General features: G+C 26.9%; 19 protein-coding genes. 11 read left to right on the top strand and 8 right to left on the bottom strand.

Annotation, left to right across the window (positions count from 1 at the left end; all coding sequences use genetic code 11):
• Positions 1 to 22 precede the first annotated feature (22 nt).
• Both BHYOB78_RS13890 and BHYOB78_RS01845 read right to left on the bottom strand, forming a co-directional pair.
• On the bottom strand, positions 23 to 478 hold the full coding sequence (locus BHYOB78_RS13890; RefSeq protein WP_367401669.1) for a tetratricopeptide repeat protein: 456 nt from the start codon (positions 476 to 478) through the stop codon (positions 23 to 25).
• Positions 479 to 563: 85 nt separating this feature from the next.
• Positions 564 to 815: a hypothetical protein gene (locus tag BHYOB78_RS01845; RefSeq protein ID WP_012671655.1), complete on the bottom strand. Its 252-nt coding sequence runs from the start codon at positions 813 to 815 to the stop codon at positions 564 to 566.
• A 117-nt stretch (positions 816 to 932) separates the two neighbouring features.
• Between BHYOB78_RS01845 and hslV the strand changes: the two genes are divergently transcribed.
• From hslV to BHYOB78_RS01895, 10 genes are all read left to right on the top strand, one after another.
• The gene (gene hslV / locus BHYOB78_RS01850) at positions 933 to 1,463 is read left to right on the top strand and encodes an ATP-dependent protease subunit HslV (RefSeq protein WP_020064472.1); all 531 of its coding nucleotides are present in this window, start codon (positions 933 to 935) and stop codon (positions 1,461 to 1,463) included.
• Between the two features lie 2 nt (positions 1,464 to 1,465).
• Complete coding sequence (hslU, locus tag BHYOB78_RS01855; protein WP_012671657.1) at positions 1,466 to 2,827, top strand: ATP-dependent protease ATPase subunit HslU; 1,362 nt, start codon at positions 1,466 to 1,468, stop codon at positions 2,825 to 2,827.
• A gap of 82 nt (positions 2,828 to 2,909) precedes the next feature.
• Positions 2,910 to 3,365, top strand: coding sequence for a bacteriohemerythrin (locus tag BHYOB78_RS01860; protein ID WP_028331328.1), 456 nt, complete (start codon positions 2,910 to 2,912; stop codon positions 3,363 to 3,365).
• A 98-nt stretch (positions 3,366 to 3,463) separates the two neighbouring features.
• Complete coding sequence (gene lnt, locus BHYOB78_RS01865; protein ID WP_012671659.1) at positions 3,464 to 5,770, top strand: apolipoprotein N-acyltransferase; 2,307 nt, start codon at positions 3,464 to 3,466, stop codon at positions 5,768 to 5,770.
• Positions 5,771 to 5,780: 10 nt separating this feature from the next.
• Positions 5,781 to 6,950 (top strand): chemotaxis protein CheB, encoded by a 1,170-nt coding sequence (locus BHYOB78_RS01870; RefSeq protein WP_012671660.1) that lies wholly within the window; start codon positions 5,781 to 5,783, stop codon positions 6,948 to 6,950.
• A complete protein-coding gene (locus BHYOB78_RS01875) occupies positions 6,947 to 7,432 on the top strand; it encodes a hypothetical protein (RefSeq protein ID WP_012671661.1) in 486 nt (161 codons plus the stop codon). Before BHYOB78_RS01870 ends, BHYOB78_RS01875 begins: the two co-directional genes overlap by 4 nt.
• Before the next feature lie 15 nt (positions 7,433 to 7,447).
• A complete protein-coding gene (locus BHYOB78_RS01880; RefSeq protein WP_020064473.1) occupies positions 7,448 to 7,858 on the top strand; it encodes a hypothetical protein in 411 nt (136 codons plus the stop codon).
• Between the two features lie 82 nt (positions 7,859 to 7,940).
• Entirely contained in the window at positions 7,941 to 8,795 is an 855-nt protein-coding gene (gene ispE / locus BHYOB78_RS01885; protein WP_020064474.1) for a 4-(cytidine 5'-diphospho)-2-C-methyl-D-erythritol kinase, read from the top strand.
• Between the two features lie 82 nt (positions 8,796 to 8,877).
• Positions 8,878 to 9,873, top strand: coding sequence for a hypothetical protein (locus tag BHYOB78_RS01890; RefSeq protein ID WP_020064475.1), 996 nt, complete (start codon positions 8,878 to 8,880; stop codon positions 9,871 to 9,873).
• A 12-nt stretch (positions 9,874 to 9,885) separates the two neighbouring features.
• Entirely contained in the window at positions 9,886 to 10,731 is an 846-nt protein-coding gene (locus BHYOB78_RS01895) for a hypothetical protein (RefSeq protein ID WP_020064476.1), read from the top strand.
• A gap of 3 nt (positions 10,732 to 10,734) precedes the next feature.
• Here the strand turns inward: BHYOB78_RS01895 and BHYOB78_RS01900 are convergent, their stop codons facing one another.
• The gene (locus BHYOB78_RS01900) at positions 10,735 to 11,799 is read right to left on the bottom strand and encodes a mannose-1-phosphate guanylyltransferase (RefSeq protein ID WP_020064477.1); all 1,065 of its coding nucleotides are present in this window, start codon (positions 11,797 to 11,799) and stop codon (positions 10,735 to 10,737) included.
• A gap of 287 nt (positions 11,800 to 12,086) precedes the next feature.
• On the opposite strand from BHYOB78_RS01900, the gene BHYOB78_RS01905 reads away from it, so the two are divergent.
• Complete coding sequence (locus BHYOB78_RS01905; protein ID WP_012671667.1) at positions 12,087 to 12,695, top strand: response regulator; 609 nt, start codon at positions 12,087 to 12,089, stop codon at positions 12,693 to 12,695.
• Positions 12,696 to 12,707: 12 nt separating this feature from the next.
• Here the strand turns inward: BHYOB78_RS01905 and priA are convergent, their stop codons facing one another.
• The 5 genes from priA to BHYOB78_RS01930 all read right to left on the bottom strand — a co-directional run bounded on the left by priA (position 12,708) and on the right by BHYOB78_RS01930 (position 16,288).
• Positions 12,708 to 14,693 (bottom strand): replication restart helicase PriA, encoded by a 1,986-nt coding sequence (gene priA, locus BHYOB78_RS01910; RefSeq protein WP_020064478.1) that lies wholly within the window; start codon positions 14,691 to 14,693, stop codon positions 12,708 to 12,710.
• A 2-nt stretch (positions 14,694 to 14,695) separates the two neighbouring features.
• On the bottom strand, positions 14,696 to 15,061 hold the full coding sequence (locus BHYOB78_RS01915; RefSeq protein ID WP_012671669.1) for a TraR/DksA family transcriptional regulator: 366 nt from the start codon (positions 15,059 to 15,061) through the stop codon (positions 14,696 to 14,698).
• Between the two features lie 42 nt (positions 15,062 to 15,103).
• A complete protein-coding gene (rpsI, locus tag BHYOB78_RS01920; RefSeq protein WP_008723492.1) occupies positions 15,104 to 15,502 on the bottom strand; it encodes a 30S ribosomal protein S9 in 399 nt (132 codons plus the stop codon).
• A gap of 13 nt (positions 15,503 to 15,515) precedes the next feature.
• Positions 15,516 to 15,971, bottom strand: coding sequence for a 50S ribosomal protein L13 (gene rplM / locus BHYOB78_RS01925; RefSeq protein ID WP_020064479.1), 456 nt, complete (start codon positions 15,969 to 15,971; stop codon positions 15,516 to 15,518).
• Positions 15,972 to 16,078: 107 nt separating this feature from the next.
• Positions 16,079 to 16,288: a hypothetical protein gene (locus tag BHYOB78_RS01930; RefSeq protein WP_012671672.1), complete on the bottom strand. Its 210-nt coding sequence runs from the start codon at positions 16,286 to 16,288 to the stop codon at positions 16,079 to 16,081.
• Positions 16,289 to 16,299 lie beyond the last annotated feature (11 nt).

Genomic DNA, 16,299 nt, shown 5'->3' on the forward strand with positions numbered 1-16,299 from the left:
ATATTAATCTAAAAGTTTTTTATTAATTTAAATTTTCAAGTTCTTTTCTAGCTTCATAGAAATTGTTATTTATTTTTAATGAATTATTGAATGATTCTTTTGCTTTTTCTGTATTTTTTAATTCTTTATATGATTTTCCTATATATAGATATAAATACTCATTTTCATTTATTTTTAGAGCTTCATCTAATATTTCTATGGTTTTATTATAATCTTGAGTAAAATAATATGATATACCTAAAATGTTTGTAGAATTTTCTATATCTATTTGTTTTGACAGATTTTCATTTGCTTTTTTTATAGCCTGCTTGAAATAATCTTTAGACTTATTAAAATCTTTATTCTCTCTATATATTCTTCCAAGAAAATGATAATTTGAAGGATTATCAGCATTTAATTCAATAGATTTTTTAAATATTTTTTCAGCATTAATAAAATCTTTGTTTTCAAAATAAGCACATCCAAGCCAATTATAAATAGAATAATCATTATTGTTTGTTTTATAGCTTTCTTCAGCATTTCTACAGAATTACTATATTCTTTGTTTTCAAAATATACAATTCCTAATAAATAATAATTTGATACATTTTCGATAATATTATATCTTTTTTTATATTTTCAAAATAAGGAATATAAAGTTCTATTTTCAAAGCTCTTTCATCAGATATTTTATATTTAAGTTTTAATTCATTTAATATTTTTCTATCATTTGAATTAATTTTGCCGTTTATATTAGCATCTTTGCAAAAATTAAGATATTCTATCTCATTATTAGTTAAGTTAAGAAAATTATTATTGTTTTTATCATAATTCATACCATAAACCTTAAATAAAATATATAATTGATTATAATAAATTAAAAAATTATTTGCAATAGAAATAAATATATAATACAATATAAGATAATATATTAATTGAGAGGAATGAAGAATATGTTTAAAGGCACTACTATATGTGCAGTATGCAGAGACGGAGTTACAGCAATAGCTGGAGACGGACAGGTTACATTAGGTGAAACTGTAATGAAGCCTAATGCAGTTAAATTAAGAAAATTATACGGTGGTAAAGTGATATCTGGTTTTGCCGGATCAACTGCCGATGCTTTTACATTATTTGAAAAATTTGAAAAAAGACTTCAGGAATTCTCAGGCGATTTGACAAGAGCTGCTGTTGAGCTTGCACGCGAATGGAGAACTGATAAAATGCTTAGAAATTTACAGGCGCTTATTATAGTGGCAAGTAAAGAAAAAATGCTTTTACTTTCCGGTAATGGTGATGTTATAGAAAGTGAGAACAATATATTAGCTATTGGAAGCGGCGGTCAGTATGCCAAGGCAGCTGCAATGGCATTAAGTGAGAATACAGACCTTTCTGCTAAAGAAATAGCTAGAAAATCACTTGAAATAGCTTCTAAAATATGTATATACACTAACAGCAATATTTCTTTGGAGGTAATAGAGTAAATATGTCATTTGATGCGAAATTAGAAAGTGAACTTACGCCTAGAAAAATAGTAGAGGCATTGGATCAGTATATAATAGGACAAACAGAGGCTAAACGTTCTGTTGCTATAGCTTTGAGAAATAGATATAGAAGAAGACATTTACCAGACGAATTGAGAGATGAAGTTGCTCCTAAAAATATAATTCTTATAGGGCCTACAGGGGTTGGTAAAACTGAGATAGCTAGAAGACTTGCTAAATTGGTAAATGCTCCTTTTATCAAGGTTGAGGCTACTAAATATACAGAAGTAGGTTATGTAGGACGTGATGTTGAGAGTATGGTAAGAGATTTAGTTAATGTTGCCATATTTGATCTTAAAACTGCTATGATGAAAGAAGTAGAAAAAGAAGCTACAGAAATAGCTTTGGATAAATTAGCTAAATTACTTCTTCCTTCTGTAAAAAAAGAAAATGATGAAAATATATCTGAAGAAGAGGCAGAAAAGAAGAAAAATGCCAAAGAACAGATAAAAAAACGTATACAAAATGGTGATTTTGATGAAAGTTATGTAGAAATCAAAATATCATCAGGAAATAATAGAATGTTCGGTATAATTCCTGGTATGGGTTTTGAAGAAAGCGATATGATTCAATCCATGGTAGGAAGTATTATGCCTACAAATAAGAAGCATAAACGTTTGAGAGTAAAAGAGGCTAAAAAATATTTAATTAATGAGGCTTCTGAATCTCTTATAGATATGGATAAAATTACTTCTGATGCTTTAAGTCTTACAGAAAATATGGGTATAATATTTTTAGATGAGATAGATAAAATTGCAAGCGGAAATAAAACAGATAGTGCTGATGTTGCCCGTCATGGCGTACAAAGAGATTTACTTCCTATAGTTGAAGGTACTACTGTTAATACAAGATATGGTCCTGTAAAAACAGATCATATATTGTTTATTGCTGCAGGAGCTTTCCATATAAATAAACCTTCTGATTTGATTCCAGAGCTTCAGGGAAGATTTCCTATAAGAGTTGAGTTAAAGGCTTTATCAAAAGATGATTTCAAAGATATACTTGTTAATCCTAAGAATGCTATAACAAAACAGTATCAGGAATTATTAAAAACTGAGGGTGTAACAATAGAATTTGAAGAAGAAGCTTTATCAGCTATAGCAGATATAGCATACAATATAAATACCAATGTAGAAAATATAGGTGCTAGAAGACTTTATACTATTATGGAAAAAGTTTTTGAGGAAATTTCTTTTAGTGCTGATGAACATAAGGGTGAATTTATAAAAATTAATGCCGATAATATAAAAGAGTCTATGAAAGATATCGAAGATAACCGAGATATAAGTAGATATATATTATAGTAGTTTTTTATCTATATGTAGTAGATTTTTTTATTATTTTTTATAAAATAGTAATTATAATCAAATAAAAATGGAGTTTATGATGGATAATAACAATGAACAACAAGAAAGTACTGTATTTATTAAATGGGTGCCTCTATATGAAACAAGGCATAAACTTATAGACAGTCAGCATAAAGAGCTTGTTAATATTGTTAATGAGCTTTATTTAGCAACTGTTGATAATAATGCTAATACTAATGAGGCTTTTATTAAGGCTATAAAAAAATGTATAGATTATACTCAGTATCACTTCAAAACAGAAGAAAAAATAATGGATTTGATTAATTATTCAGATGCTGAAAATCATAAAGCTATGCATAAAAGTTTTTATTTGGAAATAGTTGATCAGATTAGAAAATATGAAGAAGGTCAGCCTTTCGTAGCCAATAAATTTATTAAGTTCTTAAAAGATTGGCTTTTAGAGCATATTGGTTTCCAAGATAAAAAATTCGTAAATGAAATTAAAGAAGCTTTAAAGAAAAAAGAAGGAAATTAATAAAGCATTATTAATATAGTTTGTAAACATCTATGTTTATTATATTTGTTATTATCAGTTTAAAATAGTATTGTATAAAAATAGTAGGATTGTGATAAGTGTCTAAAAGTAATTCATATGTTATTGGTGTAATTATATTAAGTATTATTAGTGCTATACTTCTTTTTTTGGCTTTTCCGCCGCTTAATTTATTCCCAATGTCTTTTGTTGCTTTAGTACCGCTTAATATTATAATATTTAAAGCAGATAAAATTAGATATTATGTCATATCCTCTTCTATATTTGTTTTTGTTTTTTTTGGTATGCTTTTAATGTGGATTGTAGCTTTTATGTTAAGAGAGCTGGGATCCTTAATTTCTTTTTTTACATTATTTACTATATTATTTCTATTAATATTTTTATTTTATTTCCCTGCAATGCTTTTAAGCGGATTTCTTTCTAAAAAAAATCCTGAATTTAGATTTATAATAGTACCTGTTGTATTTACATTTATGGAATATATGCGTAATGTAGGGTTTCTGGGTTTTCCTTGGGGCATTATTGGATATTCTCAGTGGAATTTTTCTATATTCATACAATCAGCAGATATATTTGGTGTATTAGGTATTAGTTTTTTTGTTTATTTTTCTAATTCAATTATTGCCCATTATTTACTATTATATGCTGAGAAAGATAAAATTAAATATAAAAAGCCTTATATTCCAGCAGTAGTTTTTGTATCATCATTTGTTTTAGTTATCATATATGGTGCTATTAAAATGAATCTTGAAGAATCAAGAAGATCTTTTCAGCCTAAAACTAATATAGCTCTCATACAGCATGCATTTGATCCCAATAATCTATGGAATAGTATATATACAGGAGAACCCTTTAGAAAAGGAACAGGAGGTATTCAAGGTTTTGCAGAAAGATTTCTTTTAAAATCAGATAAATTTCAAAATGAAGAGAAGCCTGATGGATCCACACAGAATGGTACTGTTGCTATAAAAAGAATATGTTCTCTTGCAAGGGATGCATCTCTATCAAAGCCGTCTTTAATAGTATATCCTGAAACAGCTGCTATTGAAGGGTATAGTTTTATTGTAAATGATTATAAAGATATTTTTGATACAGGTATACCTGATTATGCATACCCTGGAATATATAACATGTATATTTTTTATGATATGATTAAATATACTCAAACTTATCATTTGCTTGGTACTGTATCCATAAAAGAAAATACTAATGAGAATGCTTATAATCAATATTCATATTATAATAGTATTGAATTTGTTAATGACAGAGGCAATAAGATAGATGAATATTCTAAAATAAAACTTGTACCTGGAGGAGAATCTTATCCTTTTCAGGACAATGAGTTTTTACTTAATACTTTCCCTTTCAAAAATATAATTAATTATATGTATAAACAGTTTGATAGTGCCGGAGCTAATAGATGGGAAAGAGGAAAGAAAATAACAGTATTCAATCATCCTAATGGTTACCGCATTTCCGGAGCAATATGTTATGAAAGTGCTTTCGGTGATTTTATGAGAAAATTTGCTTATGATGGTGCTCAGGCTTTAGCTGTTATAACAGAGGATTCTTGGTCTTATAGTGATGAATCTTTACTTCAGCATTTTTATATGTCAGTATTCAGAGCTATAGAAAATAGAAGAGATCTTGTGCATAATGGAAATTCAGGAGTAACAGGTCATATATCAAGTACCGGAAAAATAATTTCTACTCTTCCTTTTTGGAAACCAGATTATTTGATTGCAAATGTTGCTCTTAATGAAAGAATTACTATATATACTAGATTTGGTGAATGGTTTGTATATCTTTGCCTTATTTCTATTATTGTGTTTTTATTATCAGCTACAACTAAAACATTAGTTGAATTAAAAGAAATTATAAAAAAACGTTTCTTTGCTAAAAAATTAGAAACTGCAGAAGTATCAGCAGCAGTGGTGCCTTCAGCAAAGAAAGTTGATGAATATATTAATAATGATAACAGTAATGATTTGCCTAGTTTAGATGATTTAGATGATCTTATAAATAAAAAAGAGGCTAATACTAATTCTGTTAAAGAAGTTAAAGATAATAGAGAAATTAAAGAAATCAAAGAAAATAGAGAACATTTTAATAAAAAATTAGATGAAAATAAAAAAATAAATATAAAAGATCATGATACTAAAAAGCTTGATGATAATAAAAAGATAGATTTATTTTCTGATAATACTATAAATTATTCTCAAGAGATGTCTGATATTATAAATAATTCAGAGAGTTATAGTATATTTGAAAAAGATAAATATACATCAGAGATATCTTCTTCTTTAAGTAAGATCATAGAAGAAAATGAGGAAAGCCTTAACAATAAAGATATCAAAAAAAATAATAATTTAATAAAAGGGGATTAAGGTATTTTATATGTTGGGAGCTATCAGAGTACTTATAGCTGAAGATTCTAAAGCGACTAGTGCATTATTAAATAATGTATTAGCCAATCATTATAGAATAGAAGTTGTGAGTATTGTGAATAATGGTATAGATGCATATAAATCTATAGTAGCAATAAAACCAGATTTTGTTGTTATGAATATAGATTTACCATTAATGGGCGGTATAGAATTATTAAAATTATTAAAAAAAGAAAATATACAAACTAATATTTTAGTTATGAGTTCTTTGGCACAAAATAAGGATTTATCATCTAGAGCTTTAGATTTAGGTGCTTTGGATATAATATATAAACCTAGAAATATAAATGCTGATTTTATTAGAGATAATATACTTAATATAATATTAGAGACTACAAAAAATAATCCTATAAAATGTGATTTAGCTTTTGATTATAATGCAAGTATTTTAAATAGCTGCAGTATAAAAGAAGAGATTGAAGATGATGAAAAAACATATATGGATAAATTTGATGATAATGTAAGAATAATGCCTTATGATCAAAAACAAGTTGCAACAGCTTTAAGCAAAACTTTTAGAAAAGATTTTAAAGCTCCTATTTTAGTTGCAATAGGTATATCTACAGGAGGACCTAGGGCACTTAGAATAATGCTTCCTAGTTTGCCTAAAGATTTTCCTTTGCCTATACTAATATCTCAGCATATACCAAAAGAATTTTCATCTTCTCTTATATCTAGTTTGCAAGATATTTCTAAAATTAAAATTAAAGAAGCTCAAGTAGATGAGGAAATATTGCCGTCTATTGTATATATCTCTCCAGGCGATAAGAATATGGGTATATATATGGATAGCAAAGGAAAATTAAGAATTAAATTTTATCCGGATCCTGATAAAAAATTTGTTTATACTCCATGCGTGGATTATTTATTTAATACTATTGATGATGTTTTAAAAGATAAGGCTATTGCTATTGTGATGACTGGTATGGGAAATGACGGCACTAGCGGTATGACTAGATTATATAATGATAATAATTTAACTATTGCTCAGGATAAAGCAAGCTGCACAGTATATGGTATGCCTAGAAGCGTTATAGAAAATAAAGTTGTGCATTTGGTATTATCGCTTTATGATATTGCCGAATTTTTGGTACAATATTTGAGAGGTAAACTTAAATGAAAAATATTTTTATTTTAACTATAGTATTGATTGTTTTTGCATCTTCTTGTAAAAAAGAATATGGTGCAGAATATAGTTTATATGAATATGAAAAATATATATCTAAACTTATATCAAATAAAGATACATTAGAGTTTACTTCTAATTTTATTTCAAATGTAGATGAAAATATAATTAATACTTTAAATGAAATGAGTTTGATATATGAACTTACTCCTGTAAATATTATAGAGTCTATAAAAAATAGGGGTGCTTTATATCAAAGAATATTTTCTGATAATGATGATTCTCTTTGTAATTATCTGCCTAAAGATGGGGGATATTATGATGTTAATGTAACATATAGAAAATATAAGGATGTTATGGTGGCTCAAATTGAATATCCTTCTTTTAATAAGATATCTGAGAATACTATTGAAATTGTAGCTATTTATTTAAATGATAAATGGAATTTAATTACTATTAACTTTTTGAATATTTGAAAATAGGATTTTTTAATGAAAAAAATTTTGATTACATTAATTGTGATATTATTTATATTAGTATCATGTTTGGAAGATTTGGATAGTGTAAGAAAGGAGTCTTTATTTGCTTTTTATGATGAGATGAAGACTCAGATATTAAATGATGATATAAATTGGATAGAAAAAAATTCTAATATAGAAAATGTAGAAAACATTAAAAATATTATATTAGATAATACAGATTCTTTAAAGAAATTAATATCTTCTTCAAATAAAGAATATTCAGTTACTATAAATTATACAATAGGGGATAGTGCAAATCCAAGCAAAGGGTATTATATTGTTAGAAATACTGAATTTTCACCTACATATTATTATATAAGACTTGTTAACAATTCAAATAAATGGAAAATAGAATCAATAGATAAACTTCCTTTAAAATAAAATATTTATTTTTTAGTTATTTGCAAAAAATATTAAATATACTAAAATAAAATAATTAAGTTTTATTTTAAGGAAAATATATATGCCTATAATAAAAGCTCCATGCAAAATAAATATTTCTCTTGATATAACATCAAAAAGAAAAGACGGATATCATTTAATAGAATCTTTATTTCATACAGTTAATTTATATGATATTATCACTATCGAAAAATCTGATAAATATAATATTACAACAAGCGGTAAATTCGCATTAGAAGATGATAAAGAAGAGAATATTGTAACAAAAATATTCAAACATTTTCAAAATACCCTGAATCTTAGTAATAATTACAATATACATATAGAAAAAAATATACCTACAGGGGCAGGACTTGGAGGCGGTTCATCTGATGCTGCTAATATTATTAAGTTTTTTTTATCAGAACTAAATATTGATATAAATGATGAATTAATAGAATCTTTTTCTTCATTTGGTGCTGATATTCCTTTTTTTATTAGAGGAGGCTGTGCTTGGGTTTCAGGAATTGGCGAGAAAATACAAAATTATGATTTTACCCTTCCATATAATGTTATTTTAATATATCCAAATATACGTGTTTCTACTAAATTAGCATATTCAAAGTTTACCCCTGATGATTTCAATAAATCTGATTTATTTTATATAAAGAATATGCTTGATAATAAAGATATTGATTTTGATAAAATAGTTTCAAAAACATATAATGTATTTGAGAAGAATGTTTTTAATTTAGAAAAAAGAATAGAAGAGATAAAAAATAAAGCAGAAAGTATAATTAAAAGACATATAACTATGAGCGGTTCTGGTTCTTCGCTTTTTGCCTTATATAATAATGATGATAAAAATATAGAAGATGATTTTAAAAAATTAAAAAATGAATTTAATATTGATATATATAAATTGAGTTTGATTTAATTGTATTTAATGTTTTTTATGTTATAATTTTGATTATTATAAAAATGAAATATTAAAAAATTAAAAGAGAACATTATAAAAAATGCTAAAAAAGATATTTATTATATTATTTATTTATTCTTCTGTATTTTTTGCAGCGGATTTATCATCTTTATCATCAAAACATTCATTATCAGTTTTAGAAACCAGCAGTACAAGATCAAAAGGTATGATGGGGGCAGATTTTTTAATAGGAAATGATTCATCTGCTATATTTAAAAACTCTTCATCTTTAATGGGCGTACTTAGGGATAGTGTTAATTTGAATTATACTGTTACATCCAATCCTCAGAATGATTATATATTCAATGCTTCATATGCTCATATAGGAGGTTCTTATGCTGTAGGAGTTGGTTTTGCGGGTGAAATAAATAAAGTTTATTCTTATGATAGTTTAGGTATTAAAAAAAATGATATATATAATGGACTTTATTTAATCAATGTAGGCGCTGCTTATGCTATTAATGACAGTTCTTTTATAGGCGGAAATATTAAAAGTGTTATAAATAATAGCGGTAAAGATAATAATTTTGGTATGTTTTTTGATATAACATATATGCAGTCTTTATTTACTCCTAATTTTAAACTTGGTGTTGGAGTTAGAAATTTCGGATTTTATGATAATGTATTTGCTAAAACAGATACTGATATAACAGCTTCTGTAGCATACGCTAAAAGTGATGGAAGTTTTGCTGTATCAGGCCAATATACAATATCAGTACCTTCTGTAAGCCATGAATTTTCTGTTGGGCTTGAAGCTATGATTGTAGATTTCAATAAATTAGGACTATTTAAAGAAAAAACAGCATGGTATGATGATTTGCCTGAAAGTATATTAGATGCTCCTGATTTTGTACAAAAAAGACTAGCTCAGAAACTTCCAAGCGGTATTTTAACTAGATTAGGAGTAGGTACTAAGGGTGTTTCTTTAGGTTTATCTGTTTATTTGAATTTATTCAGACTTGATTATGCTATTAGTTTTAATAATTTTAGTAAAGACAATATTTCTCATGATATAGGCATGAGTTTTGTGTTTTAATTTAGGTTTTTTATGGCTATTTGTAAACAAAAAATATCTAATACAGAAAATTGCGATAGAGAAGAATATAAAGATGGTTTATGCATTATACATCATAACAGCAATGATAAACCTGAAGGACTTTTCAGAAGAATAATAAGAGATGATATTTATAGAGGTTTCTATAACTTCTCTTATATGATTAGTTATGACGGATTTAATTTTGACGGATTAAAAATTGAAAAAAATTCTAACATGCTTTTTACCAACTCTTCATTTTATGGTCCTTTTCAAATGAAAAATTTTAATTTGTTTGGCTCTATGGACTTTACAGACAGTAATTTTGAAAGCGGTTTTTTTATTACAATGTCTAATGTATATAAAGAAATTATTATAAAAAACTCTAAAATAAATATAGATTTTGATATGTCATTATCCAATTTGCAGTCTCTTGATGTTGATAATATAACAGCGGACTGTAATTTTTCCATTGCTAATTCTGATATAATTGATAAATTGTCATTTAATCATATACATTTTAAAAATAATTTCAGTATGCTAAATGCAAGTTTGCAGGGAGAGTCTAGTTTTGAAAATATTATTATAGAGGGCGATGCTGATTTTAGGAATATGGTATTTTATAAATCATTAAAATTTGAAAATGTAGAAATAAAGGGTAGGACTATACCTTATGAAATTATTGATAATGAAAAAATAGAATTCGTAAATGTTTTAATAAATGGCAAAGTTATAGATGACAATCAAAAAGAGCGAAAAGAAAAAGAGAAAAAAGAATCTCAGTTAGAAAAAATAAAAGAGGCAAAGGATAAAATGTATAAAGAAACTTTGCTTAATGATAAATATTCTAGAAGAAAATAATTATCAAAGCAGATTTCTTTTATCTTTTAATTCATCTTTTTCCCTTATATCTTTTAATATATCTTTAATTTTTGAATCTTTATTATTCGGATAAATTAAAAGTACGCCGTTAGATTTTACTATAGTTAAATCATCAACTCCGTCTATTGCTATGAAAGTATCTTTATCATCGTTTATTATGATATTACTTTTTGCTTCTTTAGCATATACATTTCCAATTATTACATTATTATCAGCATCTTTATCATGTATTCTTCCAAGTGCAGAAAATGCGCCCAAATCGTCCCAAAAGAATCTGGATTTTATGCATTTAATATTATTCAATTTCTCCATTATACCAAAGTCGAAAGATATTTTATCTATAGTTTTGAATATTTCTTCTTTTTGAGTATCATCTTTTGCTTCTAATGTTTTTATAGTTTTATTGTATGTATCAGGCATTAATTCTTTTATTGAATTAAGAATATTATCTATAGACCATATAAACATTCCGCTGTTCCATAGATAATTACCATCTTCTAAGAATTTACATGCATTTTCATAATTAGGTTTTTCTACGAATCTATCAACATTATATACATCATCTTTAATATTATCTTTTATTTTTATATATCCGTATCCTGTTTCTGCTCTGCTAGGTTTAATTCCTACTACTACAACTTCATTAGTATTTTCACTTACTTCAATGGCGTTTTCAATAGATTTTATAAATAAATCTTCATTTTTTATAATAGGATCAGCTGGAAGTATTGCAATCATTGCATTTCCTATTTTTTCTTTTATATAAGTAGCTCCTAATGCAATAGCTGCTGCTGTATCTCTTCCAATTGGCTCATATATTATATTTTTGAAGGAAGGCATATACTTATTAAATACTTCTTTATATCTTTTTCCTGTTATTATAAAAATATTATCTTCACTAGTAATTTTTAATGCTCTGTCTATTGTTTGTTCTATAAGTGATTTATTTTCTATAATATTTAAAAATTGTTTTGGCTTACTTTCTCTGCTTAGAGGCCATAATCTTTCACCAATTCCTCCTGCCATTATAAGTATGGATTTTTTCATATTGATACCTCTAAATAAAAGTTGTTTTATAGTACCTTATTATATATATAATTAAATAAAAAACAATAATATTGTAAAAAAAGTATTTACATTTCATACATTAAAATAAAAAAAATATATATTTTGTAAAAAATGTAGTTCTTATATAGTATTAATAAATATAAACTCATTAATATTAAATATAATTTAAATATTTTTATTTGACAAAAATTTCATTATGTATTATCTTTATCGTGTAATGGGAGATTTTTTATTTTTCTTTAAATTTTTAAAATTTGAGAGGTTATATGAATAATACTGAAGAGCTAATATACGATGACGATGATATGCTGTCGCCTATAGATGCGGCGAAAATAGTTGGAGTCTCAAGAACTACTGTGAATTATTGGGTAAGACATTATGGATTAAAGGCTGATGTTACACCCGGTAAGAGATACAAAATCCGTTATGCTGATTTAAAAGCTTTTTTGGCTTTCAACAAAAAAGAAAAAAGAATCAAATTAAAAAGAAAACAGTCTAAGTATAAACTTGCCATAATTGAACCTATGGAAGTTACAAGAAAGAATTATCTTGAATGGCTAAAAGATGATTATGATGTTACATGCATATCTAATTTGGCTGCTCCTTTGAAAGAATTAAAAAAGATTTCACCTGATATTATTCTTATGGATATTAATTTATCAGATGATAAAGATTATTTTTATCTTATAGATGAAATCAAGAAGGAAATTTCTTTAAGAACATCATTAATTATTATCATAACAAAGAGATATAATGAAGATGACGTTGTAAATGGGCTTGAAAAAGGTGCTTGCGATTATGTAAAAAAGCCTGTAGGACAAAATGAACTTAAAGCAAGAATTAAAAATGCTATTAGATTTTATGTTGATGTGTAAATAATTTTATTATTAAAGCATATTTATTGGATCTATATCTATTTCTATATAATTTCCTTTGTCTGCTGCAAAACTAGTATTTAGTTTGTTAAAGAAGTTTTTTAGTAAAGAATGAGACGGCGTTTTTATAAGAATATTCCATCTGTAATATTTATTTAATTTACTCATAGCACATGCGGTTGCTCCTAGGATTATTATTTTGTCTGAATCATTATAAGTTTCCATTCGGAGCATATCTGCTATTTTATTTGCATCATTTTCCACTTTTTTTTCATCTATTCCCCTTATCACTAATCTAACAAGTCTTGAAAACGGAGGATAATTTAAAGGTGCTTTTCTATTTTCTATTTCTTTATTATAAAAAGATATGTAATCATGATTTTTAGCACATTCTATACTGTAATTATTAGGTGAATAGGTTTGAATATATACTATTCCTTTTTTATCTCCTCTTCCGCTTCTTCCTGCTACTTGAGTTATTAAATTGAAAGTTCTTTCAGCACTTCTGAAATCAGGTATATGAAGAGACATATCAGCAAATAATACTCCGACTAAAGTAACATTAGGAAAATCAAGTCCTTTAGCTATCATCTGCGTACCAACTAATATATCTATTTCTCCGTCAGAAAATCTTTTAAATATTTTTTCATAGTTTTTTGTTCCTCCAACGGTATCCTGATCCATTCTTTCTACTACAGCATTTGGAAAAAGTATATTTAAATGTTCTTCCACTTTTTCGGTACCGCTTCCTATTCTTTCAAAATGTCCTATTTTACATTCATCGCAAAGCTCATCTAAATATTGAGTATATCCGCAGTAATGACACATAACAACATTTTTCTTTTTATGATAAGTAAGTGATACAGAACAATTAGGGCATTCCAAAACTCTCTGACAATATGAACAGCTAACAACAGGGGCATACCCTTTACGATTAAGAAATAGTATAATTTGCTCTTTTTTTTCCAACTTTTTATTTATTTCTTCAACAAGTTTTTGAGTGATCATAGGAAAAGCATCAGCTCTTTTTTCTTTTTTCAAATCTAATATTTTAACCTCAGGCATATTAACAGAAGCTGCTCTTTTCTTTAGACTTAGAAGTTCTATTTTTCCAATTGAAGCATAGTAGAAACTTTCTATAGAAGGAGTGGCGCTTCCTAATAGTAATGTGGCATTTTCCTGAGATTTCCTATAAAAAGCAACCTGTCTTGCATGATATCTTGGGGTATCTCCTGCCTTATAGCTTGTTTCATGCTCTTCATCTATAACGATTATACCTAAATTGGGAGTAGGGGAGAATATAGCGCTTCTAGCTCCTATAACAATTTTTATCTCATCTTTTTTTATCATCTGCCAATATCTGTATTTAGAATTAGGAGATAATTTGCTATGAAGTACTGCTATTTTTCCTTCAAATCTTTCAGCAAATCTTTTTATAGTTTGAGGTGTTAAAGATATTTCAGGAAGTATGACTATTGCCTGCTTTCCCATATCAACGACTTTCTTTATAGCTTGAAGATATACTTCTGTTTTACCGCTTCCTGTTACGCCATGAAGTAGAAAAGTTTTTGGGTTATTTGAGTCTATACTTTCATTAATTTTTTTAAGTACGGCTTCTTGTTCTTCATTAAGTTTTAAATATGGTTTTTGTTTTGCAGGTATTGGTTTAGCTTTTTTTTCTTTTTTTGCTGGAGTACCTACAGGAAGTGCGGCAAATAATGCCTCTCCGAAAGATGAATGATAATAATTACTCATCCATTTTGCTAATTTGAATTCTTTATCTGAACAAATAGGTTCAAGATCAATTCTAGCTTTGATAGGATATACTTTATAGTTACCGTCTATAGTTTCAACTTCTTCTACAACAATACCCTTATTATTTTTTCCCTTAATAGGAGCTACAACTCTACATCCTACCAAGCTATCATTAATCTCATCTGGTTTTCTGTATGTAAGTATTCTATCTATAGGCAGATTGAAAACAACTTTAACATACATTATTACATTTTTTCGCGACGTTTTTTATCTTCATATTTAGACATGCAGTTTACACATCTTAAAGTATAAGGCAAAGCAGTTAATCTTTCTTCATTGATTTCTTCTTTACAATCAATACACTTACCATAAGTGCCTTCTTCTATTCTTTTAAGCGCATTATTAAGCATATCTAATTTGTCTTTTTCTTTTTGAGAGAAATTCATTAGATTTTGTTTTTCATAAGCTTGAAATGCTATATCAACCATATCACCATGAGAATCATCTTTAAGAGCTTCATAAGTTTCATTTCCGCTTAATAATTCATCTAAAGTCTTTCTCTTTTCTTCTAATAATAAATCTTTAAATTTCTTTAACTTCTTAGCAGTCATTATACAAACCTTTAAGCAATAGTAACCCAATAAAAAGATATCTTAACGTTTTGAGAATTGGAAACGTTTTCTAGCACCAGATCTTCCGTATTTTTTACGTTCAACTACACGAGAATCTCTAGTAAGGAATCCATTTCTTTTTAAAGTAGTTCTGAAATCCTGACTTTCACCCACTAAAGCCTTAGCGATACCATGTCTAACTGCATCAGCCTGAGCAGAAACACCGCCGCCATGAACATTAGCAAATACATCATATTTTCCAAAATTACCTGTTACTTTCAAAGCATCTTCTACTACTTTAAGAAGAGCTGCTCTATTGCAGAAGTATTCAGCATAATTTTTTCCATTTATTAAAATTTTGCCGCTGCCTAAAGTTATACGAACTCTTGCATTAGCTGTTTTTCTTTTACCAGTAAAAATAGTTAATTGTTTAGCTGCCATTTTTATCTCCTAATTATATATTTACTACAGTAGGTTTATTAGCTTCATGCGGATGCTCGCTTCCTGCATATACTTTTAACTTCTTAAGATGAAGTCTTCCTAATGGATTATGAGAAAGCATACCTTTTACAGCTATTTTTACCATTCTTTCAGGATTTTTTTCTAATAATTCGCCGTAGCTTATAGCTTTTATACCGCCTGGATAACCTGTATGTCTATAGTGAATTTTTCCTTTCTTTTTATTTCCTGTTAATACTATGTCTTTAGCATTGATGATGATAACATAATCACCATTGTCTAAGTTGTATGCATAGTCTACTTTATGTTTTCCTTTAAGCATATAAGCTGCTCTGCTTGCTACTCTTCCTAATGACTTACCTTTGGCATCGATTATTAGCCAATTTTGCTTTATATCTTTTTGTGATAAAACGTAAGTACTGTTTTTTGTTTTTAATGTTTTTTTATCCATAACATACACACCTTGATTTAACGTTTTAAAAAAATTTGGTAGTTTTAATCTTAAAAATGTAACGGTGCGTAATTATAACATGAATATATTGTAAAGTCAAATTTAATTTATAAAATTATTCTAGCTATTTGAAAGCTTGTTTTGATGCCTATTAACTTGATTATTCTAACAGATTTATTTATCCCTACTATTTTTACTACATCTATAATATTTTTAGATTTAATAACTTTAGGTATATTCTTTATTCCTATTATTTTTATAATGCCTTTTAATTTTTTTATACCAATTATTTTTACTATTTTTGATATTTTTTTCATAATATTATCTC

Source organism: Brachyspira hyodysenteriae ATCC 27164 (genome assembly GCF_001676785.2).
Lineage (GTDB): Bacteria > Spirochaetota > Brachyspiria > Brachyspirales > Brachyspiraceae > Brachyspira > Brachyspira hyodysenteriae.

What these genes read in the sequence shown, in the direction of transcription:
- BHYOB78_RS01845 (WP_012671655.1), bottom strand. Translation starts at nt 815, where the DNA reads ATGAATTATGATAAAAACAATAATAATTTTCTTAACTTAACTAATAAT.
- hslV (WP_020064472.1), top strand. Translation starts at nt 933, where the DNA reads ATGTTTAAAGGCACTACTATATGTGCAGTATGCAGAGACGGAGTTACA.
- hslU (WP_012671657.1), top strand. Translation starts at nt 1,466, where the DNA reads ATGTCATTTGATGCGAAATTAGAAAGTGAACTTACGCCTAGAAAAATA.
- BHYOB78_RS01860 (WP_028331328.1), top strand. Translation starts at nt 2,910, where the DNA reads ATGGATAATAACAATGAACAACAAGAAAGTACTGTATTTATTAAATGG.
- BHYOB78_RS01870 (WP_012671660.1), top strand. Translation starts at nt 5,781, where the DNA reads ATGTTGGGAGCTATCAGAGTACTTATAGCTGAAGATTCTAAAGCGACT.
- BHYOB78_RS01875 (WP_012671661.1), top strand. Translation starts at nt 6,947, where the DNA reads ATGAAAAATATTTTTATTTTAACTATAGTATTGATTGTTTTTGCATCT.
- BHYOB78_RS01880 (WP_020064473.1), top strand. Translation starts at nt 7,448, where the DNA reads ATGAAAAAAATTTTGATTACATTAATTGTGATATTATTTATATTAGTA.
- ispE (WP_020064474.1), top strand. Translation starts at nt 7,941, where the DNA reads ATGCCTATAATAAAAGCTCCATGCAAAATAAATATTTCTCTTGATATA.
- BHYOB78_RS01890 (WP_020064475.1), top strand. Translation starts at nt 8,878, where the DNA reads ATGCTAAAAAAGATATTTATTATATTATTTATTTATTCTTCTGTATTT.
- BHYOB78_RS01895 (WP_020064476.1), top strand. Translation starts at nt 9,886, where the DNA reads ATGGCTATTTGTAAACAAAAAATATCTAATACAGAAAATTGCGATAGA.
- BHYOB78_RS01900 (WP_020064477.1), bottom strand. Translation starts at nt 11,799, where the DNA reads ATGAAAAAATCCATACTTATAATGGCAGGAGGAATTGGTGAAAGATTA.
- BHYOB78_RS01905 (WP_012671667.1), top strand. Translation starts at nt 12,087, where the DNA reads ATGAATAATACTGAAGAGCTAATATACGATGACGATGATATGCTGTCG.
- priA (WP_020064478.1), bottom strand. Translation starts at nt 14,693, where the DNA reads ATGTATGTTAAAGTTGTTTTCAATCTGCCTATAGATAGAATACTTACA.
- BHYOB78_RS01915 (WP_012671669.1), bottom strand. Translation starts at nt 15,061, where the DNA reads ATGACTGCTAAGAAGTTAAAGAAATTTAAAGATTTATTATTAGAAGAA.
- rpsI (WP_008723492.1), bottom strand. Translation starts at nt 15,502, where the DNA reads ATGGCAGCTAAACAATTAACTATTTTTACTGGTAAAAGAAAAACAGCT.
- rplM (WP_020064479.1), bottom strand. Translation starts at nt 15,971, where the DNA reads ATGGATAAAAAAACATTAAAAACAAAAAACAGTACTTACGTTTTATCA.
- BHYOB78_RS01930 (WP_012671672.1), bottom strand. Translation starts at nt 16,288, where the DNA reads ATGAAAAAAATATCAAAAATAGTAAAAATAATTGGTATAAAAAAATTA.